The 23,630-nt window shown below is 41.9% G+C and carries 17 protein-coding genes; 13 read left to right on the forward strand and 4 right to left on the reverse strand.

Annotated features, from left to right (window positions below):
- Nucleotides 1–10: 10 nt before the first annotated feature.
- Together CLIN57ABFB40_RS00335 and CLIN57ABFB40_RS00340 are read right to left on the reverse strand one after the other, a co-directional pair.
- Nucleotides 11–1,144 carry an AI-2E family transporter gene (locus CLIN57ABFB40_RS00335; RefSeq protein WP_175628406.1) on the reverse strand — a complete coding sequence of 378 codons (1,134 nt, stop codon included), beginning with the start codon at nt 1,142–1,144 and terminating at the stop codon, nt 11–13.
- Between the two features lie 18 nt (nt 1,145–1,162).
- Complete coding sequence (locus CLIN57ABFB40_RS00340; RefSeq protein ID WP_175628407.1) at nt 1,163–1,762, reverse strand: thymidine kinase; 600 nt, start codon at nt 1,760–1,762, stop codon at nt 1,163–1,165.
- A gap of 140 nt (nt 1,763–1,902) precedes the next feature.
- Here CLIN57ABFB40_RS00340 and CLIN57ABFB40_RS00345 point away from each other — a divergent pair, with 140 nt between their 5' ends.
- The 5 genes from CLIN57ABFB40_RS00345 (at nt 1,903) to CLIN57ABFB40_RS00365 (ending at nt 5,610) form a co-directional block, all read left to right on the forward strand.
- Nucleotides 1,903–2,520 carry a hypothetical protein gene (locus CLIN57ABFB40_RS00345; protein WP_175628408.1) on the forward strand — a complete coding sequence of 206 codons (618 nt, stop codon included), beginning with the start codon at nt 1,903–1,905 and terminating at the stop codon, nt 2,518–2,520.
- A 10-nt stretch (nt 2,521–2,530) separates the two neighbouring features.
- Entirely contained in the window at nt 2,531–3,205 is a 675-nt protein-coding gene (rsmI, locus tag CLIN57ABFB40_RS00350; RefSeq protein WP_044654345.1) for a 16S rRNA (cytidine(1402)-2'-O)-methyltransferase, read from the forward strand.
- Nucleotides 3,206–3,239: 34 nt separating this feature from the next.
- Entirely contained in the window at nt 3,240–4,097 is an 858-nt protein-coding gene (locus CLIN57ABFB40_RS00355; protein ID WP_175628409.1) for a hypothetical protein, read from the forward strand.
- 98 nt (nt 4,098–4,195) lie between these two features.
- Nucleotides 4,196–4,888: a YjjG family noncanonical pyrimidine nucleotidase gene (locus tag CLIN57ABFB40_RS00360; protein ID WP_175628410.1), complete on the forward strand. Its 693-nt coding sequence runs from the start codon at nt 4,196–4,198 to the stop codon at nt 4,886–4,888.
- A 62-nt stretch (nt 4,889–4,950) separates the two neighbouring features.
- A complete protein-coding gene (locus CLIN57ABFB40_RS00365) occupies nt 4,951–5,610 on the forward strand; it encodes a MarC family protein (RefSeq protein ID WP_175628411.1) in 660 nt (219 codons plus the stop codon).
- A gap of 178 nt (nt 5,611–5,788) precedes the next feature.
- Here CLIN57ABFB40_RS00365 and CLIN57ABFB40_RS00370 read toward each other — a convergent pair whose 3' ends face one another.
- Both CLIN57ABFB40_RS00370 and CLIN57ABFB40_RS00375 read right to left on the reverse strand, forming a co-directional pair.
- The gene (locus tag CLIN57ABFB40_RS00370) at nt 5,789–7,198 is read right to left on the reverse strand and encodes a RagB/SusD family nutrient uptake outer membrane protein (protein WP_175628412.1); all 1,410 of its coding nucleotides are present in this window, start codon (nt 7,196–7,198) and stop codon (nt 5,789–5,791) included.
- Nucleotides 7,199–7,217: 19 nt separating this feature from the next.
- Nucleotides 7,218–10,118 (reverse strand): SusC/RagA family TonB-linked outer membrane protein, encoded by a 2,901-nt coding sequence (locus tag CLIN57ABFB40_RS00375; RefSeq protein WP_262886951.1) that lies wholly within the window; start codon nt 10,116–10,118, stop codon nt 7,218–7,220.
- Between CLIN57ABFB40_RS00375 and CLIN57ABFB40_RS00380 the strand changes: the two genes are divergently transcribed.
- The 8 genes from CLIN57ABFB40_RS00380 to CLIN57ABFB40_RS00415 all read left to right on the forward strand — a co-directional run bounded on the left by CLIN57ABFB40_RS00380 (nt 10,117) and on the right by CLIN57ABFB40_RS00415 (nt 23,542).
- Nucleotides 10,117–11,298 carry a site-specific integrase gene (locus CLIN57ABFB40_RS00380; protein WP_262886952.1) on the forward strand — a complete coding sequence of 394 codons (1,182 nt, stop codon included), beginning with the start codon at nt 10,117–10,119 and terminating at the stop codon, nt 11,296–11,298. The two genes, CLIN57ABFB40_RS00375 and CLIN57ABFB40_RS00380, sit on opposite strands and share 2 nt — an antisense overlap.
- A gap of 267 nt (nt 11,299–11,565) precedes the next feature.
- A complete protein-coding gene (locus CLIN57ABFB40_RS00385; protein WP_175628415.1) occupies nt 11,566–14,532 on the forward strand; it encodes a SusC/RagA family TonB-linked outer membrane protein in 2,967 nt (988 codons plus the stop codon).
- 26 nt (nt 14,533–14,558) lie between these two features.
- Nucleotides 14,559–16,115: a RagB/SusD family nutrient uptake outer membrane protein gene (locus tag CLIN57ABFB40_RS00390; RefSeq protein WP_175628416.1), complete on the forward strand. Its 1,557-nt coding sequence runs from the start codon at nt 14,559–14,561 to the stop codon at nt 16,113–16,115.
- Nucleotides 16,116–16,143: 28 nt separating this feature from the next.
- Nucleotides 16,144–16,944: a hypothetical protein gene (locus CLIN57ABFB40_RS00395; protein ID WP_254871668.1), complete on the forward strand. Its 801-nt coding sequence runs from the start codon at nt 16,144–16,146 to the stop codon at nt 16,942–16,944.
- Nucleotides 16,945–17,142: 198 nt separating this feature from the next.
- A complete protein-coding gene (gene hflX, locus CLIN57ABFB40_RS00400) occupies nt 17,143–18,402 on the forward strand; it encodes a GTPase HflX (protein ID WP_175628418.1) in 1,260 nt (419 codons plus the stop codon).
- A gap of 58 nt (nt 18,403–18,460) precedes the next feature.
- Nucleotides 18,461–20,449, forward strand: a complete 1,989-nt coding sequence (locus CLIN57ABFB40_RS00405) for a DUF4954 family protein (RefSeq protein ID WP_175628419.1) — start codon at nt 18,461–18,463, stop codon at nt 20,447–20,449.
- Nucleotides 20,450–20,631: 182 nt separating this feature from the next.
- A complete protein-coding gene (locus tag CLIN57ABFB40_RS00410; protein ID WP_175628420.1) occupies nt 20,632–22,269 on the forward strand; it encodes a fumarate hydratase in 1,638 nt (545 codons plus the stop codon).
- Nucleotides 22,270–22,381: 112 nt separating this feature from the next.
- Entirely contained in the window at nt 22,382–23,542 is a 1,161-nt protein-coding gene (locus CLIN57ABFB40_RS00415) for an acyltransferase (RefSeq protein ID WP_175628421.1), read from the forward strand.
- Nucleotides 23,543–23,630: the final 88 nt, after the last annotated feature.

The raw sequence follows: 23,630 nt of genomic DNA on the forward strand, positions 1-23,630 counted from the left end.
AAAGTTTCAATTATTTTTTCTCTATACCGCTTGTCTCTTGATTATCAGCGATTTCGGCTTCATCATAGTTTATCTTTTCTTTGTTGATAATAAAGCGTTGATAATAGGAAAGCATCAAAGTGGTGAGAGGTAACGCGATGATCATTCCTAACATTCCCATTAAAGAACCCCAAATAGAAAGAGATAAAAGGATGATGGCAGGATTCAGCCCGGTAATTTTTCCCATGATTTTGGGGACGAGGAGAGTGTCTTGTATAATTTGTACGATGGCGAAGACTGCCAATGCGCATGCGATGATAATCCAGAAGTCCTGTCCCGTATTGGCAGCTTTGAGGATAGCTAATACGATGGTAGGGAGAAAACCGATAATTTGCAGGTAAGGAACCATGTTGAGAGCTCCGATGAAAAGTCCCAAGGCAATAGCCATCGGGAAGTCAATAATCAGGAAGCCTATGCTGAAAAGAATACCTACGCAGAATGCAACCAATGCCTGTCCACGGAAATACCTGTTCATACCGTCCTGCACGTCATAAACCAAGTTGGAAGCGAATTTGCGGTATTTATTGGGGAGCAGGTGCAGCCATCCTTCGGCTATGGCTTCATAATCCAGTAATATAAAGATTACATATAATAATATGATAAAGGAAGCAAAGATACTGAACAGGATATTGAGTGATTCTGCAAGCAAAGCCCACATTTTGGGTACAGTTTCTTTGATTGCGGCAAGGATATTCTCTTCACTCAGCATTTTGTTCAATGCTACCAAATCAAGATTCTCATGGACAAATTCGGAAAGTGTTTTGGGAACGTTATTGCCACCACCGTTTGTGAGGTAGCTTACTAATAAATCATTCATTCTGCCTATTTCGGAAACCATAGGCGGAACTAACAGATAGAATAATGCCACTCCCACAACAGTGATCAGAAACAATGCGCAAAAAATGGAAAGGATGCGGCTTTTCAGCTTTAGCCTGTATTGGAAGAACTTGACTAACGGATAAACCATATAGGCAATCAGCCAGGCGATAAAGAAAGGCAATAGCACTCCGCTCAGTCGTTCTACAAGCATTAATATTCCTACCACCATCATACATCCGATGGCACCACGTATAAAACTGTCGAATGTTATCTTCTTCCTTTCCATAGTTGTTTTCTGTTGAGTTTATACCTTTTGCCCGTCCTCTTCCAGTGCCTGGAGGTAGCATTGCCTACAAAGAGGCTCATACTCCGCTGTTTCACCTAGAAGGACTTGCTTGTCGTTCTTGACTGTACGATGTGAGAATGATGCCAGTTCTCCACATTTTACGCAGATGGCATGCACCTTGGATACTTCATCGGCTATGGCGCAGAGTTGTGGCATCGGGCCGAAAGGATTCCCTTTGAAGTCCATATCCAAACCTGCAACAATGACGCGAACTCCATTATTGGCAAGCTGATTGCATACGTCTATCAGCCCGCTGTCGAAAAACTGTGCTTCGTCGATTCCTACCACATCTATCTCGGAAGTGAACAACAGGATACTTGCCGATGAATCAATAGGAGTGGAAGCGATGGAATGGCTGTCGTGTGAAACTACGTCCTCTTCCGAATAACGGGTGTCGATAGCCGGTTTGAATATCTCCACACGCTGACGTGCAAACTTAGCCCGTTTCATTCTGCGAATCAGCTCTTCTGTCTTTCCTGAGAACATAGAGCCGCAGATAACTTCAATTCTACCTCTTCTTTTAGTCTCCTGTATGTGGTCTTCTGAAAATAATACCATGTGATTTCGTGCTTTCTTGATTAAATAAATGACTGCACAAAGGTAAACAATTCAATGTGCAAGAACTGTTAAAATATCCATTATTTTAAGTTATTGCATAAATTATTCCTACATTCGCACCATATTAATAATAGATGAACATGAAACAGAAGCTATTAGCAGATATCGAATTGGATGTTCATGAGTTGAAGTATCTCATGGGGTCTTTTTCCAAAGAGCCGACTCAGACTCTGTCTGAACTGTTGAAGCGGAGTGTTGCGCGTATGCAGGGACGTCTGGATGAATTGTCGCAGGAAATAGATTCTGTTGATTTGGCTTCTTTGTCTTCTTTTGTCGTAGAAGAAACGGTAGTGAAAGAGGATGAGATTACCGCTCAGGAAAAGGATACATCTGTTATTATCCAATCTCCTGAACCTGTGATAGTAGAAGAATCCGTCATAACGGAAGAACCCGTCATCGAAGAGGCCCCCGTCATTATAAAGAAGGAAGAACTCAAAAACGCCGTGTTGGGAGAAAGCATAAAGCTGGCTGCCGGCTTGCGCCATTCTATCAGCTTGAATGATTCTTTCCGTTTCTCACGCGAACTGTTTAAGGGGGATACTGATTTGATGAACCGTGTGATTGAGCAGATATCAGTTATGGGTTCCTACAAGACTGCTGTCGCATTTCTTTCCTCGAAAGTTGAAATAGACGAAGAGAAAGAAGCGGTAGTTGACTTTTTGGAGTTATTAAAAAAGCATTTTAACCAATCAGCATAAACAAAAATATATGGGAAAGTTGTATGTAGTGCCTACGCCGGTAGGAAATCTTGAGGATATGACCTTTCGGGCTATCAAGGTTCTGAAAGAGGTCGACTTGATTTTGGCAGAGGATACGCGTACCTCCGGTATCTTGCTGAAACACTTTGAAATAAAGAATGCAATGCAATCTCACCACAAATTTAATGAACATAAAACGGTGGAAAGTGTTGTTAATAAAATAAGGGGCGGTGCATCGGTTGCGTTGATTTCGGATGCCGGAACGCCCGGGATTTCTGATCCCGGATTCCTGGTGGTTCGTGAGTGTGTACGTAATGGTATCGAAGTGCAATGCTTGCCAGGAGCAACGGCTTTTGTTCCGGCACTCGTAGCATCGGGATTGCCGAACGAGAAGTTTTGCTTCGAAGGATTTTTGCCCCAAAAGAAAGGACGTCAGACACGACTGAAGGCATTGGCAGAAGAACGCCGTACTATGGTGTTTTATGAATCGCCTCACCGTCTGTTGAAGACGTTGACACAGTTTGCCGAATATTTCGGTGCCGAACGTCAGGCAACCGTGTCGCGTGAAATATCCAAGCTCCATGAGGAGACGGTTCGCGGCAGCTTGACAGAACTGATAGAACACTTTACCGTCACCGAGCCACGGGGCGAGATTGTGATAGTATTAGCAGGAATAGACGATTAAAATAACTTCATTTAAAAACGTAAAACGTAAACGTATGAAAAAGTTAGCAGTTTTATTTGTATGCGCAGCCATGTTGGCTTCGTGTGATAGCTTTAAAGGTGGAAGTAAAGACTTGAAGGCTGAAAATGATTCTCTTTTGATGGAACTGACCCAGCGCAATGCTGAATTGGATGATATGATGGGAACTTTCAATGAAGTACAGGAAGGTTTCCGTAAGATCAATGCTGCCGAAAGCCGCGTGGACTTACAACGCGGAACAATTACTGAGAACTCGGCCAGTGCCAAGCAGCAGATTGCTTCTGACATCGAATTCATCTCTAAACAGATGGAAGAAAACAAGGCTCAGATTGCCAAATTGCAGGCTCAGTTGAAGAATAGCAGTTACAATTCTGCACAGATGAAAAAAGCTGTTGCTGCTTTGACTGCCGAACTGAACGCTAAACAACAGCGTATCGAGGAGCTTCAGACAGAGCTGGCTTCCAAGAATATCCGTATTCAGGAACTGGATGCTGCTGTCAGCGACTTGTCTGCTGCCAAAGAAACATTGGTTGCAGAAAACGAGGCTAAAGCTAAAACCGTTGCCGAGCAGGAAAAGAGCTTGAATGCTGCCTGGTTCGTATTCGGAACAAAATCTGAATTGAAAGCTCAGAAGATACTTCAGAGCGGAGATGTCCTGAAGAGCGCTGATTTCAACAAGGATTATTTCACTCAGATTGATATTCGTACAACAAAAGAAATCAAATTGTACTCTAAACGTGCTGAGTTGCTGACTACTCATCCTGCCGGTTCTTATGAATTGGTGAAAGATGACAAAGGTCAACTGACATTGAAGATTACTAATCCTAATGAATTCTGGAGTGTATCCAGATACTTGGTTATCCAGGTAAAATAAGGTAGGATTCCTTTTTTGAATTGCCAATGTGCTGATTCCTGGATTCGAGAAATTAGCACATTGGCTTTTTTATTTCTTATATACACCCATAGCTACTGATGAAATATAAAAATCTGTTTTTTGATCTTGACGACACTATCTGGGCTTTCTCCCGCAATGCCCGTGACACTTTTGAAGAAGTATATCAGAAATATGCATTCGACCGTTACTTTGATTCGTTCGACCATTATTATACACTTTATCAGAAACGTAACACCGAACTTTGGATTGAGTACGGTGAAGGAAAGGTGACGAAAGATGAATTGAACCGTCAACGGTTCTTTTATCCTTTGCAGGCGGTAGGAGTGGAAGATGAGGTTTTAGCCGACCGGTTCTCGAAAGATTTCTTTGCCATTATTCCTACCAAAAGCGGTCTGATGCCCCACGCTAAGGAGGTGTTGGAGTATCTTGTTCCTAAATATAACTTGTATATCCTTTCTAACGGCTTTCGTGAACTGCAATCGCATAAGATGCGTTCGGCAGGCGTGGATGGCTATTTCAAGAAAGTGATTCTTTCGGAAGACCTCGGAGTATTGAAACCCCGCCCCGAAATCTTTAATTTTGCCCTGTCCGCCACTCAATCCGAGATGCACGAATCGTTGATGATTGGTGATAGTTGGGAAGCGGATATTACCGGAGCGCACGGGATAGGGATGCATCAAGCCTTCTACAACGTGACGGAACGGGCTGCTTTCCCTTTTCTTCCTACTTATCACATTCATTCTCTGAAAGAATTAATGAATTTATTATAAGTTCTCTGGATTAAGTCGTATTTTTGTTGCGTTTAATAAATGCATAAAAATACGATATAATTATGGATAGTGCACTTCTGCCTTTTGCCTTACTTTGCTTCACCTCGTTTTTTACGTTGACCAATCCTTTGGGAACAATGCCTGTCTTCCTTACTATGACTCACGGGATGACAGAAAGAGAGCGTCAGTCTATCGTTCGTCGTGCCACTATTGTGTCGTTTATCACAATAATGGTTTTCGTCTTTACCGGTCAGTTTCTTTTTAAATTCTTCGGTATTTCTACTAACGGATTCCGTATCGCCGGGGGAGTGATTATCTTCAAGATAGGCTTCGATATGCTCCAAGCTCGCTATACGCCGATGAAACTGAAGGATGAAGAGATTAAAACGTATGCGGACGATATCTCTATTACTCCGCTTGGCATACCTATGTTGTGTGGACCCGGTGCGATTGCCAACGCTATCGTATTGATGCAGGATGCCCATTCTTATGAAATGAAAGGGATACTGATAGGCACTATTGCATTGATTTATCTGCTGACTTTCTTTATTCTTCGGGCTTCTACGAAGTTGGTGAATGTCTTGGGTGAGACGGGCAATAATGTGATGATGCGTCTCATGGGATTAATTCTGATGGTGATTGCTGTAGAATGTTTCGTGAGCGGGGCGAAGCCGATATTGGTGGATATTGTGAGGGAAGGGATGGACGGTATCTGCAAGTAGAAATTTGAATATGGGGGGAGGAACGGATAAGCTTACTCTCATGTATAAATTTGGAAATGAAAAATAAAAAGCGAGAGGCTGTCTAAAAAGTCGTTTCTATCCTCATTCTCCTCCTTCGGGAAGGTTGCTAACGATTTTTCAGACAGCCTCTTGTTATTAAGTGGTTTCAATGTATTAGTTAGTAGCCTTCGTTTTGTTTCAGCTTACCGTTAGATACATTGATTTCGGAAACCGGAATAGGCATTACAGTACGATAGTCGTCATAGTTGATCGGACCAGCCGGAACTTGGGCATTCTTTACTGCCTTTTTGTTTCTCCATGTATCCCAGGCGTTATGACCTTCACCATAAAGTTCCAATCTGCGTTCTGTCAGAATATCATCGATAGTAACAGAGGCAACGTCTTCATATTCGGCTATTCTTTGCTTACGCAAGTTATTGATATAGCTGGCAGGATCAGCACCACCTGCTTTTAATGCAGCTTCTGCGGCAATCAGATATACTTCGGATAGGCGGATTACTTTCGGATTGTTTACATATATTTCTCCGTCACGTCCCGGATACTTCTGGATATACCAGCCTTCGTTATCTCCACTGTCGCTTTCTTCAGCAATCAGAGTGCTGCGAACATCTTCCGGACGTTCTTGAAGGAAAGCTTTGAATTCCTCGGTGATACCGGCTTCTGCATAACCTTTGGCATGTGTGTAGAATCCGAGAGAGTTACGTTGTGCATTGTAGAGTGAGGTAATCAGGAACTCGAAAATGCTTTCACTGCTTCCAACTTTGGCCCATACTGTTTCGTATTCATCTTTGGTGTACAGTTTGTACGGAGATTTCTCGATTACATATTTGGCGTCCTCAAGTGCTTTACTGTTTTCATTCATATAGAGATATGCACGGGCTCTCAGTGCACGGGCTCCCCAATAATCGATATGACCGGCAGTTACTACCCTGTTGGTTTCAGGGAGATTATCCAATGCAGTCTTCAAGTCATCCAGGATGGTTTCGTAAGTTTTCGCAATAGTAGCTCTCTCTGCTGTATATCCGGATTCGAAAACTTCTGTAGACAATACGATACCCGGATCGCCAGGCTGTGCATTGCAGGGAAGTTTAGCGAATAAGCGTGCCAAGTCAAAGTGGAAAAGTGCCCGCAAAGCATACAATTCGCCTACTTGAGCATCAACTTCAGCTCCTTCCAGACCGGATTTCTTAACTCCCTCCAAAACTTTGTTTATTCTTGCCAGAGAAAGATAAAAACGTTTGTAGAAATAGTATGAATCAGAACTGTTTTTAGTGGCCTGATAGGCATACACATCGATTGTTTGCTTATTGCTGCCGATGGCTTTGAAGTCGCTGCCTCTTTGGTCGGCGTACAAGAAGAAATCACCTGCGTAGCTGCCACGTGGATTGGTGCCCGCGTCTATAGAAGAAGTCTGAGACTCATAAACACCGTTAACTGCAAATTGTAAATCTTCGAGAGTCTTAATAGCACCTTCTGAAGGCCATTCACTGGAAGGCACTTTGTCGAAAGTATCGCATGAGGATACTGCCAACGTCAGTAATAGAATGGGTAAATATATTTTTTTCATTATTCAGTCTGTTTATTGATTATAATTTGATATTAATACCGAATACACAGCTTTTCAATGCCGGTGTATCTGCCTGACGATAACCATTGATCGCTACATCCGGGTCAATGTTTTTAGTCTTCGACCACAACATAGCCAGATTGTTTGCTCTGAAGTAGATGCGGAAGTTGGAAATGTGTTTCTTCAATACCGGTAGCGTATATCCTACTGTCATTTCTCTCAGACGAATATTGTCAGTCGATTTGATTGTGCGGCTTGAGAATCTGTCCCAACGATAAGGGTTGGCATAGATAGGCATCGGATTGTCTACTTTATCACCTGGATTTTTCCAGTAGTTTCCGGCTACGTCTTCTGACAGGTTCATGGAACCGATTCTTACGCCATCATGATGAGAGAAATATCCCGGATAATCGAACATGTTGCCACCAAACTGATAAGTGATCAGGAATGACAGGTCAAAGTCTTTGTATGTGAAAGTGTTGCTGAATCCACCGATAACATCAGGCAATGCTTTTCCTACAATTCCCTTGCCTGCTTCGGAATAGTCATTTACCACTCCCTTTGAGTGATCTTCAGGATCTAACCAGAATTCTCCTAAACCAGTTTCAGGATTTACACCTTTCCATTCGGGCAGATAGAATGTATACATTGACTCTCCCTCACGGTGCAGATACATTTCTCCGTCTCCATACTGGATGTCTTTTCCTTCAGGAAGTTTGTCTACCAATGCGCGTTGGTAAGTCAGGTTGAAGTTTGAAGTCCACGTAAAGTTCTTGTTGCTGATATTTTTAGAATTGAGTTCCAATTCGAAACCGTCATTCTTCAATGCACCTAGATTTTCCCAACGGGAGTCAAAGCCGGTGATTAATGAAGTCGGTACTTCGAACAGCAAATCCGTAGTCTTCTTATTGTAATATTCCAGAGACAGATTTACACGGTCGTACATATTCCATTCAATTCCCATATTGAAGTTCTTGGATTTTTCCCAGCTTAATTTGTCGTTAGCTATTCTTGACCAGTAAATAGCGGGAACACTTCCGTATCCGGAACCTGTATACAGGTCCATGTAACCATAGTAATCTGAAGGCAAGTTACCGTTTGTACCATAAGATGCTTTGAACTTGAAGTCGGTAAATAACGGCATATCCTGCATAAATCCTTCTTTGCTCATTCTCCATGCACCGGATACAGACCAGAAACTGGCCCAACGGTTGTCTTCACTCAAACGTGACGAACCGTCACGACGGAAACTGGCAGAGAGATAATACTTGTTGTCATAGTTATAATTGCCACTTGCGAAATATGACATCATGCCAGCTCCCAAGGTTGCACTTGAAGCCTGGTCCGGTTGTCCGTTTGCCAATTCGGGATAGTGGCTTGAATAACGTTTGGCAACAGTTACAATCTGCAACAAGTCTCTGTTTTCGACTTCGAAACCGGCCATCAAGTTCAGATTGTGCATATCTTTAAAAGTATCCGTGTAGTTTAATGTAGAAGAGCTGGTAGCTACGCGGCTTTCGAAGGTATAACGAGAACCCATTCCGCTGACAGAACCACCGTTAACGCTGTTGCGATCCCAATATTCAAAGTGCTTGTTGTCTACATAGTCATAACCAAAGATAGAGTTTAGTGATAATTTATCACAGAATTTGATTGTTACATCTGCATTGGTCATGCTACGGAACATTTTGGTCTGAATCCACTCCAGAGCTGTATCGCTGTCTTTACCACCTAACATCAGATGCGGGTTGGTGACTTTGCCCCATGCTGCATTTTTATTATATGAACCATCTTCATTCTTTACCGGAGCAGTCGGGTCCATTGCGAATAAAATACCTATCGGAGAAGAAGTACCCATTCCCTGAGCCTGGTCTCCCTGGTCGCGGAAACCATCTTGCGATGTAGCAGCTACCATTTGCTTGAGAGCTACGTTCAGCCAGTTACTTACTTTGTGGTTGACGTTCAGACGACCGGAGATACGTTCGAAGTCACTGCCAAGAACGATACCTTCGCTCTTGTTGTAGCCAATTCCGGCGTAGAACTGAGTATTTGACGAACCGCCGTTGATAGATACCTGATGATCTTGCATGAAAGCAGTGCGATAGATTTCTTTCTTCCAGTTCGTATTTACTTTACCGGATGGGTCGTGGATAAAGTCGGCAACAGTAGCCGGTGAGCCGAGCAGAGAATTGAACATATCGCCTCCGTTGTCGATGTTGTTCAATGCTGCTTGTTTGCTATCTGTTATTCCGTAAGTAACTAGGCAGTTGGCTAATGATTCGCGGGTGTAGTCAATCAAGTCGGCTGATCCCATCATATTGAAAGCATTTACAGCCATCTTGTTCCAGCCTACTTCACCTGAATAGCTGACATTCGTTTTTCCTTCTTTACCTTTCTTTGTGGTAATGATGATAACGCCGTTTGCGGCACGTGAACCGTACAATGAAGCGGCAGCGGCATCTTTCAGAACAGTCATACTCTCGATGTCTTCAGGATTCAAGGTACTCAGTACGCTTTGAGTCTTACCGTAGTAGTTCATATCTCCATCAGCTTTTGTTACAACACCATCAATAACATACAACGGGCTTTTAGAAGCACTGATAGAACCGACACCGCGAATGTTGATTTCGGCCATAGACCCCGGGTCACCAGTTGCTGAGGCTGTGCGCACACCTGCCATTTTACCGGACAATGCCTTGTCGAAAGACTCTTTGGAACCGGACACGATTTTATCTGCCTTAATGACAGCAGCTGATCCTGTGAATGAAGACTTCTTCGCAGTACCATAAGCCACAACAATAACCTCGTCAAGTTTTTGTGCATCGGATTTCAGCGTAACTTTCAATTGAGGTTTAATAGCCACTTCCTGCGTCTGCATACCAATATACGAAATCTGCAAAGTCTTTGCAGAACTAAATATTATTATTAATCTTGTGTTTAACAGAAAAAAGAAACTGAATAAAAAGGGAATGGCATTAGTGCAGGTGGAAGCTTATCTCAACAGGAGGAAAATGTATTTCTCTACTAAAATATACCTCAAAGTTGAGCAATGGGACGCTAAACGGAGAATGGTAAAAGGTCACCCTAATGCTAATGTTCTCAACCGCATGTTATATGAATATATAGCTGCGATTGAGCAAACTGAACTTGGATTGTGGCAACAAGGAAAATCAATATCTCTGGATTTATTGAAAGAGTCTATTGACAAACCAGTAAGCAATGGAAGGTCATTTTTAAGTTTCTATAAAGAAGAAGTTGACAACTCTTCATTGAAAGAAAGCACCAAGCAGAATCATCTTTCCACGCTTGAATTACTTCGGGAGTTCAAGAAAGAGATATCGTTTACGGACTTAACATTCGAATTTGTTTCATCGTTTGACAATCATCTGCAATCCAAAGGATACCACCTTAACACTATAGCCAAACACATGAAACACCTAAAACGGTATGTCAACGCTGCTATTAACAAGGAATATATGGATGTACAAAAATATGCCTTCAGAAAATATAAGATTAAAAGCGTGGAAGGTAATCATACACATTTGTCACCAGAAGAATTGCATAAATTTGAAGATTTACAGCTAACAGGAAAATTTGTAAAATTACAAAAGACAAAAGATGCTTTTTTGTTTTGTTGTTACGCGGGGTTGCGATATTCCGACTTTATAAATCTGACACCTGCAAATATTGTCGAATTCCATCAGGAAACTTGGCTTATATACAAATCTGTAAAAACGGGAATTGAAGTACGCTTGCCATTATACCTATTATTTGAAGGTAAAGGAATTGGTATATTGCAACGCTATAAGGAAGAATTGAATAGTTTCTTCAAGCTAAAAGATAATTCTAATATTAATAAAGAGTTGAATATATTAGCAAACTTGGCGGGTATTGACAAACGGGTATCTTTTCATACTGCACGTCATACAAATGCTACCTTATTATTATATAGCGGTGCAAATATAACCACTGTACAAAAATTATTAGGTCACAAAAGCGTGAAAACCACTCAGGTATACGCAAATATAATGGATATTACAGTCGTGCGTGATCTTGAAAAGGCGGCTTTGTTGAAGGAGAAGAACGGATATAAGAATTAGATTGAAAAATTCCATTTCTAAATTTATTGTTTTATAGCCACGGATACTCAATTCATAGGTTAACCGTATCAAAATATCACTTTTGTATGGTTTTGAACTTAACTGTTACATAATGAAAAAAATATCTATCATTCTTATACCATCAAAAACAGGGTATCTCTCATTAATAAAATAGCCTAATAAAGGTCGGACAGGCGTAAGATAGCTTGTTTTTGTAGCAATGAATCCATATAAATCTGACCATCATGGCTTAATAATTCCACTTGAATGGCGATAAGTTCTGCAAAGACTTTGCAGATTTCGTATATTGGTATGCAGACACAGGAAGTGGCTATTAAGCCTAAAATGAAAGTGGTTCTTAAATCAGATGCACAGCTAATAGACGAGGTTATGGTGGTAGCGTATGGTACCACCAAGAAGGAGTCGTTTACAGGTTCGGCAGAGGTCATTAAGTCAGAAAAACTGAAAGAAAGACCAATAGCAAATGTAACGAAGGCATTAGATGGTATGATAGCCGGCGTGCAAACTACTTCCGGTTCCGGACAGCCCGGATCGGGTGCTTCAGTGGTGGTTCGTGGTTATGGTTCCATTAATTCTTCACAAGCGCCTTTGTATGTTGTTGACGGAGTACCTTATGATGGTAATATTTCAGCAATTAATCCTAATGACATTGAAACTATGACAGTGCTGAAAGACGCTTCTGCGGGAGCTCTTTATGGTTCTCGTGGTGCCAATGGTGTAATTATGATTACAACAAAGAAAGGAGACTCCGGCAAAGTTAGAGTAAATTTAAAAGCCAATTGGGGTGTTTCGTCACGTGCTATTCCTCGTTATGAAACGATGAATGAAGCAGGATATTTAGAAACTGTCTTCCAATCATACAAGAATAATCAAATTATAAATAATGGACTTTCTCCTGAAATTGCAGGAAATGCAGCATTAGAAGCCATGAAAAGTGGTGCTACTGCAATATTGGGTAAGGATGAACAATATAATCCATTCAATTACGGTATTGCGGAATTGATAGATCCTATTACAGGAAAAGTTCGCAGCGATGCAAAATTAAAGTATAGTGAAGATTGGATGGACGAAGCTATGAAATCCAATCCATTGCGTCAAGAATATGTTGCGTCCTTCAGTGGTGGCAATGATAAGACTAAATATATGTTCTCTTTAGGCTATTTAGACGAAGAAGGACTGTTGAAAACCACAAAATTCAATCGTTATAACGGACGATTAAATATTGATTCTGAAGTGACTAATTGGCTGAAAGCCGGAATGAGTGCCAACTATTCTCGCAATGAAAGCAATACTGCCGTAGAAAATTCATCCGGTGCGTCTAATGTCTGGTTCTCGGCGCAGTTAATGGCACCGATATTCCCCGTTTATGAAAAAGACGCTGATGGTGCTACTATATACGACAATTTAGGTAATGCTGTTTTTGACTATGGCAAGAACAGACCGGCCGGTGCAAACTCAGAATGGAATACGATCGCAACCCTATATGATGACAAATACTCCACACAAAGTGATAATCTCAGCGGACGTGTATATGCCGAATTGGGTGATTTGAAAAATACATTCTTGGAAGGCTTAAAGTTTTCAGTAAATTACGGTTTTGATTTAATAAATTCAGCAGGAGTAACTTACTATAATCCATACAATGGTAACTCCGTTGCGGTTAAAGGTACTATACAAAAAGCGACAGCTCGCACTTTCAGTTATACCTTCAATCAGTTATTGACGTATAATCGTAAGTTTGGCAATCACCATTTTGAGGCTTTAGTCGGACATGAATTCTATAAATATAGATATGATTACTTATCAGCAACCAAAACAGGATTTCCATTTGGCGGACTTTATGAATTAGATGCGGCGACCAACATAACCGGAGCATCCTCCTATCAGCATAATTATGCCGTACAATCCGTGTTGTCACGATTGAATTATGATTTCGCTGATAAATACTATTTGTCGGCAAGTTTCCGTACCGATGGATCTTCTCGTTTTTATGAAGACAATAGATGGGGTAAATTTTGGTCTGTTGGCGGTAACTGGCGTATTTCTCAGGAAGAATTCATGAGCGATATTAGTTGGATTAATAATCTTTCTCTAAAAGCCAGTTATGGTCTTCAGGGAAATGATGCAATATTAAATGGTACGAAACAAAATTTCTATGCTTGGCAATCTTTCTATGATTTAGGATATGCAAATTCTTCTATGAGTGGCGCTGCCGTGACCTCCTTAGAGAACAAAGGCTTGAAATGGGAAAAGAATGCAAATCTGAATATTGGTATCGAAGCTAAAGTATTTGACCGTTTTTCTGCCACTATAGAGTGGTATCAACGTAAGACAACAGACATGCTGATGTCGTTCCCGATGGCATCCTCACTTGGTTTTGACGGATATAACAAAAATGTAGGAAGTATGCGCAACACAGGTGTTGACGTTACATTGGGAGTTGATATATTTAAAAATACGCCATTTACATGGAATCTGACCCTGATTGGTTCAACTATTAAAAATAAAGTATTGCAATTAGCCGACAAACCTGAGATCATTTCCGGCTCTTATATTATTCGTGAAGGTGAAACTTTAAATTCATTCTACACTGCCACTGCCGCAGGAGTTGACCCGGCAACCGGAGAACAGTTGTATTGGGCTTGGGACACAGACGAGAATGGCTCTAAGGGACAAAAATACATCACCAATGATATGGCGAAAGCAACTGCTTGTAAGGAAATTCAAGGCAGCCGTATTCCAGACCTGTATGGCTCTATTGGCAACACGTTTAAATATAAAGATTTTGATTTAAGCATATTATGTACATATTCCATAGGCGGTAAAGTGCTGGATGGTGTTTATAATACATTACTGTACGGCAACTATATCGGCCAGGCAAAAAGCAAAATGTTGGAACGTGCATGGAAAAAGCCCGGAGATCTCACCGACATTCCTCGTATTGAAATAGGAAAAAGCTACATCGTTACTGACAACAGCCTAATAAATGCCTCTTATTTTTCGATTAAAAATATAGCATTAGGATATACCTTGCCTTCAAAATGGATGAAATCTATAGGATTTGAGTCGGCACGTTTAACCGCAACAGCAGACAATGTAGTGCTGTTCAATCATTTGAAAGGTATGGACCCTCAATATAATTTTACCGGAGGAACAAATTTTGGCTATGTACCTGTAAGAACAGTTTCATTGGGAATTGACATTACATTTTAAATAAATATAGATCAAACAGTAAAAAGATGAAAAAAATATTATATATATTCTCTTTAATTGGCATCCTTTCATTTAGCTCATGCGCTGATGAATTAAATACCGAACCGACTGATAAAGTTTCCGGTTCTACAATATTTGCAGATGCCAGTAGTGCGGAAACTGCCATCAATGGCGTATATCGTATGTTGTATGTGGCGGGATGGAGTGAGAATTGGCCATCTGAAAATTGTGGGCAAACAGCTATTAACCTGTTGGGAGACTTAATGGCTGAAGATCACTTGATGAAGGAACAAGGTCAAGGATGGTTTTATGAAGATTATAGATTGAATGTACATGGCGATTATTCCAGCAAATCGGGACGTTCTTATTCTATCTGGAATTTTTATTATACACTAATTAGCAATGTTAACTATATAATTGCTTCCGAGACTTCGATGGGAGGAGACCCCGAACTTAAGAATAGTGTTGTCGGTCAAGCCTATGCCATGCGTGCTTATGCCTATTTCTATCTGATCCAACTCTATCAACAAACTTATAAGGGACATGAAACAGCACCGGGAGTACCTTTATATACGACACCGACAGTAGCCGGTTCGGAAGGAAGCCCGCGCGGTACAGTGCAAGATGTATATACACAAATAAATAGTGATATAAATAAAGCTATTGATTTGCTTGGCAATCTGAATGATAAAGAACAGACACATGTATCGCATGTGGATTATTATGTTGCCAATGGTATTAAAGCCCGTATTTGCCTTGTACAGCATGACTATGCCAATGCAGCCTCCGCAGCAGCCGAAGCATTGAAGAAGCCATCTTTAAAAGTTGCGACTATAGCCGAATTAGGAGGGAACAACAGTGTGAAAGTAGCAGATGTGTTATGGGGAATGGAGATTATAGCCGATCAATCAAGTGCCTTTGCTAGTTTCTTCTCACACATGGATGCCGATGCTCCGGGAATGTATGCTTCTAAAGCCCGCCAATGCATTAGTACGGGATTATATGCACTAATACCCGATACGGACGAACGCAAAACCGCTTGGTTCCGTGGTGCCATTCCTGCCGAGGAGGAAAAAGCGTCTTCTTCTTATACAAGTTATTGCCAAACAAAGTTCAAGATGGCAGATTACACCACACGTACCGGTGATTACTTGCTAATGAGAGCAGAAGAAATGATTTTAATAAAAGCTGAAGCAGAATGCCATCAGGACAAGTACGATGATGCGCGTGCAACAATAAAGACTTTAGGCAATCAAAGAGATAGCGGATTTGAAAACCGTTTAGCTGCCCGTACGGATGCCAAAACTTACAACTCGAATACAAACGCGCCTCTGCAGACATTGATGGATGAAATCTTATTTCAACGCCGTGTTGAACTTTGGGGAGAAGCAGGTCGTATCTTCGATTTGCAACGTTTAGGTTTAGGATATAATCGTAATTATGAAGGATCTAACCATACGGAAAAAGTAACCACAAAGAATACAGAGGCTTCTTCTCCGCTATTCATTCTTCCTTTGCCACAGTCGGAAATTGATGGTAATGAGCATATAGATTCTTCTGATCAGAATCCTATAGTTCAGTAAATTAGTAATTTATTTAATGAAAGCAAATATGAAAATATATTTAATCAACATTTGTGCGGCCATAACCCTTTGCCTGGCAGCCTTGACCTCTTGCAGTACGGATGCGGAAGGTACAATATATGACATAAACGGGGAAGAACTTGCCTTTGCTTCCACTCAGATGAATGTGGAAATAACGGCGGCAGACAATGGCATTATTAGAGTCCCTGTATATCGGGGGAACACCAGTACGGAAAGTACCGCAAATATTAGTATGGATGAAGCCACAATAGCCGAAGGCATTTTCTCTTTAAATAACTCAGCCGTTACTTTTGCTAAAGGTGAAGCTGTTGGATATGTAGAACTTGGATTTGGCGAGATAAATAATTTGGGTGCCACCGAGAAATACGAAATTGTATTGACTATAGATAATGAAGATCAATTATCCCCTTCACAATTAGGGAAAATAAAAGTTTTAGCTCAAAGGAAGTTGACTTGGGAAAGTATCGGCACCGGAACTTATACTTCTGAATTATTTGGTGATTCATGGCCGCAGCCTATTGAAAAGGCAATAGAAGGAAATATCTACAGGTTACCAGACTGTATAGGGGAAGGATATCCGTTTGTCTTCTCGTTAAGTGATGACAAGCAAGAATTGATAGCTTGGGATCCTCAGCCTACTGGTTATGACAAGACGAATTATGGCATGTTGTACTTTGCTGCGGCAGGTATGGAGCGTCAAGGAAACGTGCTGTCTTTCCCAATGCAGGGAGTTGTGCAATTTAATGGCGGATGGGGAGTGCTTTATCAAGACTTTACGGAAACACTGGAGATGCCAGAAGGATTCTGATTATTTAGGCAATTAGATAACATGTAATTTGAAATGGCATGTAAAATGAAGTTCGGCTTCATTTTTACATGCCATTTTCTATTCCGTCTGTTTTTATTTTATCTTTCTTTTTAGTAGCTTCCATTAAAATTATCTATATTTGTTGCCACGAACCAACGATACATAATATATATATAATAAGGTGTAGAAACTATGGCTATGAAAGAATTTGTAATCTCCGAAGCCCAGGCAGAAACGGCGGTATTGGTAGGACTCATCACGAAAAATCAAGATGAGCGCAAGACTAATGAATACCTCGATGAACTGGCATTCTTGGCTGAGACAGCCGGAGCGGAAGTTGTCAGACGATTTACTCAAAAGCTGGATCAGGCAAACTCTGTGACCTATGTAGGCAAGGGTAAACTGGAAGAGATAAAAGAATATATTAAGGGCGAAGAGGAAGAAGAACGTGAAGTGGGAATGGTCATTTTTGACGATGAACTTTCCGCGAAGCAGATTCGTAATATTGAAGCCGAACTGAAAGTGAAGATACTGGACCGTACTTCGCTGATTCTCGATATATTTGCCATGCGTGCCCAGACTGCCAATGCAAAGACGCAGGTGGAATTGGCACAGTATAAATATATGTTGCCGCGCTTGCAACGACTCTGGACTCACTTGGAACGCCAGGGTGGTGGTTCCGGTGCCGGTGGCGGTAAAGGTTCCGTAGGACTTCGTGGCCCGGGTGAAACACAACTCGAAATGGACCGCCGTATCATCCTGAACCGTATGTCGTTGCTGAAAGAACGCCTGGCGGAAATTGATAAACAAAAAGCTACCCAACGCAAGAACCGCGGACGCATGATACGTGTCGCACTGGTCGGTTACACCAATGTCGGTAAATCGACAATGATGAATCTTCTGGCAAAGAGCGAAGTCTTTGCGGAAAACAAACTGTTCGCTACGTTGGATACTACCGTACGTAAGGTGATTATTGAAAATCTTCCGTTCCTGTTGTCGGATACGGTAGGATTTATTCGTAAGTTGCCTACCGATTTGGTTGATTCCTTTAAATCGACCTTGGATGAAGTGCGCGAAGCGGATTTGCTGGTGCATGTAGTAGATATTTCCCACCCCGGATTTGAAGAACAGATTGAGGTGGTGAACAAGACACTTGCCGAAATTGGCGGCGGTGGTAAACCTGTGATACTTGTATTTAATAAAATAGACGCCTATACCTACGTGGAGAAAGCGCCGGACGACCTTACCCCCCGAACTAAGGAAAACTTAACACTCGAAGAACTGATGAAGACGTGGATGGCAAAGATGGAGGACAACTGCCTCTTTATTTCCGCCCGCGAACGAATCAATATGGACGAACTGAAAGATGTAGTTTATCAACGAGTGAAAGAATTGCATGTTCAGAAATATCCCTATAACGATTTTCTTTATCAGACCTACGAAGAAGAAGTAGAATAATTAATCAATGTGCTGCTTTGCTGATTGGGGGAAGCAGCACATTACTATATTTATTTATATGAAAGACTATCGTAGATTAACTGAAGATGAGGTGCTTCAGTTGAAGAGCCAGTCGTGTCTGGCTGATGATTGGGGAAATGTTCTGGTAGCCGATGGATTTAATTGTGAGTATGTCCATCACACCCGTTTTTCGGGAGAAGTGAAGCTAGGGGTATTTGAAGCCGAATTCACACTGCGGGGAGGCATTAAGAAACACTCGGGATTGCGCCATGTGACGCTGCACAATGTGACGGTAGGGGATAACTGCTGCATTGAGAATATCCAGAATTACATTGCAAATTATGAGATTGGCAGTGATACCTTTATCGAAAATGTAGATATCATCCTGGTGGATGGGTTGACTACTTTCGGCAATGGGGTGGAAGTGGCAGTACTCAATGAAACCGGAGGACGTGAGGTTTTGATAAATGACAAGTTGTCTGCGCACCAGGCGTATATACTTGCGCTGTACCGTCACCGTCCCGAACTGATTAACCGCATGAAATCCATTGCGGATTATTATTCCAACAAACATGCATCTGCCGTTGGCAGTATTGGTAATCACGTCATGATTCTCAATACGGGTTCTATCCGGAATGTGCGGATTGGCGATTATTCCCATATCTGTGGAACTTGCCGTCTGACCAATGGTAGTGTCAACAGTAACGTGACTGCCCCTGTGCATATCGGGCATGGGGTGATTTGTGATGATTTTATTATCTCGTCCGGTTCGCAGGTAGATGACGGCACGATGTTAAGCCGTTGCTTCGTCGGACAGTCCTGTAAATTGGGACACAACTACTCCGCTTCCGATTCCTTGTTCTTTAGTAACTGCCAGGGAGAGAACGGAGAAGCATGTGCCATTTTCGCGGGTCCTTTCACAGTGACACATCATAAGTCTACTTTGCTGATTGCCGGAATGTTCTCATTTATGAATGCAGGCTCAGGGTCTAATCAAAGCAACCATATGTATAAGCTGGGGCCGATTCACCAGGGAACGATGGAGAGGGGAGCGAAAACCACTTCCGATTCGTATATCCTGTGGCCGGCGCGTGTCGGGGCTTTTTCTCTCGTGATGGGACGCCATGTCAATCATGCCGATACCTCCAATCTCCCTTTTTCTTACTTGATAGAGCAGCGGAATACGACTTATCTGGTTCCGGGAGTTAATCTGCGAAGCGTGGGTACAATCCGTGACGCCCAGAAATGGCCGAAGCGTGACAAACGGCAAGACCCGAACCGGTTGGACTATATCAATTACAACCTTTTGAGTCCCTATACCATACAGAAGATGTTCAAGGGACGTTCTATTCTGAAAGAATTGAGACGGGTATCCGGTGTGACATCCGAAATCTATTCTTACCAAAGCGCCAAAATCAAAAACTCTTCTTTGAATAACGGTATCCGCTTTTATGAAATAGCTATTCATAAATTCTTGGGCAACTCAATCATTAAGCGGTTGGAAGGCATCAACTTCCAGAGCAATGAAGAAATCCGCCAGCGTCTGAAGCCGGATACGGAAATCGGAACCGGCGAATGGGTGGACGTGTCCGGGCTGATTGCTCCAAAGAGCGAGATAGACCGTCTGCTGGATGGCATTGAGAACGGTACTATCAACCGATTGAAATCAATCAATGCCTGCTTCGCAGAAATGCACGAGAATTATTACACATATGAATGGACGTGGGCTTACAATAAGATTCAGGAATTTTATGGCTTGAATCCGGAGACTATTACAGCGCAAGATGTGATTCGTATCGTAAAATCCTGGCAGGAAGCTGTTGTAGGACTGGATAAGATGGTGTATGAAGATGCTAAGAAAGAATTCTCCCTGTCTTCCATGACCGGATTCGGTGCCGACGGTTCTCACGACGAAATGAAACAGGACTTTGAACAAGTGCGCGGTGATTTCGAAAGCAATACGTTTGTGACGGCTGTGTTGAAACATATTGAAGAGAAAACAGAGCTTGGAAATGAACTGATTAAACGTATTGAAAAGATTGAATAACGGCAGACGACAATAACTGTAACGTATAAAAAAACAAGTAGGCAATAAATGGGAATTTCATTTATTAGCCTACTTGTTTTTATGTGCTACAATGTTTTATTTCTCAATTTTTAATTCTCAATTCTTAATTTATCATTACCTTTGCCACACTAACTAACATTACGTAATAAAATAAGAAACTTATGGCAACACCTCCGTTTAAGTATCAGCCCATGTTTGAAAAGGGGAAAGATACGACTGAGTATTATCTGCTTACAAAAGACTATGTGTCAGTAAGCGAGTTTGAAGGAAATCCTATCCTGAAAATTGAGAAAGAAGGTTTGACTGCGATGGCTAACGCAGCTTTTCGTGATGTATCATTCATGCTTCGCCGTTCGCACAACGAACAAGTTGCTAAGATTCTGAGTGATCCTGAAGCAAGTGAAAATGATAAATATGTGGCATTGACTTTCCTGCGCAATGCGGAAGTTGCTTCAAAAGGGATACTTCCTTTCTGCCAGGACACAGGTACTGCCATCATCCACGGTGAAAAAGGACAGCAGGTATGGACCGGCTATTCGGATGAAGAAGCTCTTTCACTGGGTGTCTACAAGACATATACTGAAGAGAACTTGCGTTACTCTCAGAATGCACCTCTGAATATGTATGATGAGGTTAACACAAAATGCAACCTTCCCGCACAGATTGACATCGAAGCTACCGAAGGCATGGAGTACGAATTCCTTTGCGTAACAAAAGGCGGTGGTTCTGCCAACAAGACTTATCTTTATCAGGAGACAAAGGCTATCCTGAATCCAGGTACATTGGTTCCGTTCCTGGTTGAGAAAATGAAAACTTTGGGAACAGCCGCTTGTCCTCCTTATCATATCGCTTTCGTTATCGGTGGTACTTCTGCTGAAAAGAACCTGTTGACAGTGAAACTGGCTTCCACTCACTTCTATGATAACCTGCCTACAACAGGAAACGAATATGGTCGTGCATTCCGTGATGTAGAATTGGAAAAAGAAGTATTGGCAGAAGCTCACAAGATTGGTCTTGGCGCGCAATTCGGCGGTAAATATCTGGCTCACGATGTACGTATCATCCGTTTGCCTCGTCATGGCGCTTCTTGTCCGGTAGGTCTGGGCGTATCCTGCTCTGCCGACCGTAACATCAAATGTAAAATCAACAAGGAAGGTATCTGGATTGAGAAACTGGATTCGAATCCGGGCGAACTGATTCCGGCAGAACTGCGTCAGGCAGGCGAAGGTGATGTTGTGAAAATCGACCTGAACCGTCCGATGGCTGAAATCCTGAAAGAACTGACTAAATATCCGGTATCGACCCGCCTGTCATTGAACGGAACGATTATCGTAGGTCGTGACATAGCTCACGCTAAACTGAAAGAACGTTTGGACCGTGGCGAAGAACTGCCTCAATATATCAAAGATCATCCTATTTATTATGCAGGTCCGGCTAAAACACCGGAAGGTATGGCTTGTGGTTCTATGGGGCCGACTACGGCAGGTCGTATGGACTCATATGTAGAACTGTTCCAAAGCCATGGCGGCAGCATGATTATGTTGGCAAAAGGCAATCGTAGCCAGCAGGTAACGGATGCTTGTAAGAAGTATGGTGGTTTTTATTTGGGTTCTATCGGCGGTCCGGCAGCTATCCTTGCTCAGAATAATATCAAGAGCATCGAGTGCGTGGAATATCCTGAATTGGGTATGGAAGCTATCTGGAAGATTGAAGTGGAAGACTTCCCGGCATTCATCCTGGTAGATGATAAGGGCAACGACTTCTTCAAACAGTTGAAGCCATGGAATTGCACTAAATAAACAGACAATAAATTCATTTATATAAAACTATTTATTTAAGGGATACCTGTCAACTTTCCGTATGGGTATCCCTTTTTTACTAACTTCTCCTTTCTGCTTACTACTAACTATTATGAAACCATCGACAATCGAACTTATTCATCAAAAGAAACAGCATATCGTATGGCTGGATGTTGTACGCCTTATCGCGATGTTTACAGTTGTTTGCTGCCATTGCAGCGATCCTTTTAATTTTTATCCGGGCACTGCTCCCAATATCGGGGAAATCAAATTATGGGGAGCCATTTATGGCGCTGTTCTTCGCCCCTGTGTCCCTCTGTTTGTGATGATAACGGGGGCATTGCTTTTACCTGTCAGAGGGGATACTTCTACTTTTTATAAGAAACGTATTACCCGTGTCCTGTATCCGTTCTTAATCTGGTCTGTCATCTACAATCTTTTCCCTTGGCTGACAGGCGTATTGGGCTTGGAGCCTAAGGTTATTCTTGATTTCTTTCCTTATGCCGGCGAGGAAGTGATGCAGCAATCTTTTTCGGTGGCTGTGCAGTATATCCTGACAATTCCTTTCAACTTCTCTGTTCTGGCTGTGCATATGTGGTATATTTATCTGCTTATCGGGCTTTATCTTTATTTACCTATATTCTCGGCATGGGTGGAAAAGGCTTCGCAACGTGCTAAACTGATGTTCCTGCTGGCTTGGGGCGTGACTTTGCTTCTACCATATTATTATCAGTTCGTTTCACCTTACTTGTGGGGCTCTTGTTCATGGAATTCTTTCGGAATGTTGTATGCATTTGCCGGATTCAACGGATATTTATTATTAGGGCATTATCTGAAAGATCTCGACTGGAGTTGGAGGAAAACATTGTTAATCGGTATTCCGATGTTTGCAGTAGGTTATGTTGTGACGTTCTTAGGCTTCCGCTATATGACCGCTTTGCCAGATTGTACAGATGAAATGTTGGAGCTTTTCTTTACTTATTGCTCTCTGAATGTGGTAATGATGACCATTCCTGTATTTATGCTGGCTAAAAAAGTCAATGTCCGTTCGGAAAGAATACGGAAAGCATTGGCAGATCTTACTGTATGTGGTTTCGGTGTCTATATGATACATTATTTCTTTACCGGTCCGTCTGTGGTATTGATGAGAACTCTTAATGTACCTATTCCTTTGCAGATTCCGATTGCTGCAATAGTTGCGTTTGCTGTCTCCTGGCTGATAGTGAATTTGGTGAACCGTATTGGTAAACCTGCAAAATATATTATGGGATAAAAAGAACATAAGGTTTCTTTTTGAAGACATAAGAACAAAAGAACATAAGTCTTACGGTATCAATATTCTTGAAATATGAAACTTAGAA

Source organism: Bacteroides acidifaciens (genome assembly GCF_903181435.1).
Classification (GTDB): domain Bacteria; phylum Bacteroidota; class Bacteroidia; order Bacteroidales; family Bacteroidaceae; genus Bacteroides.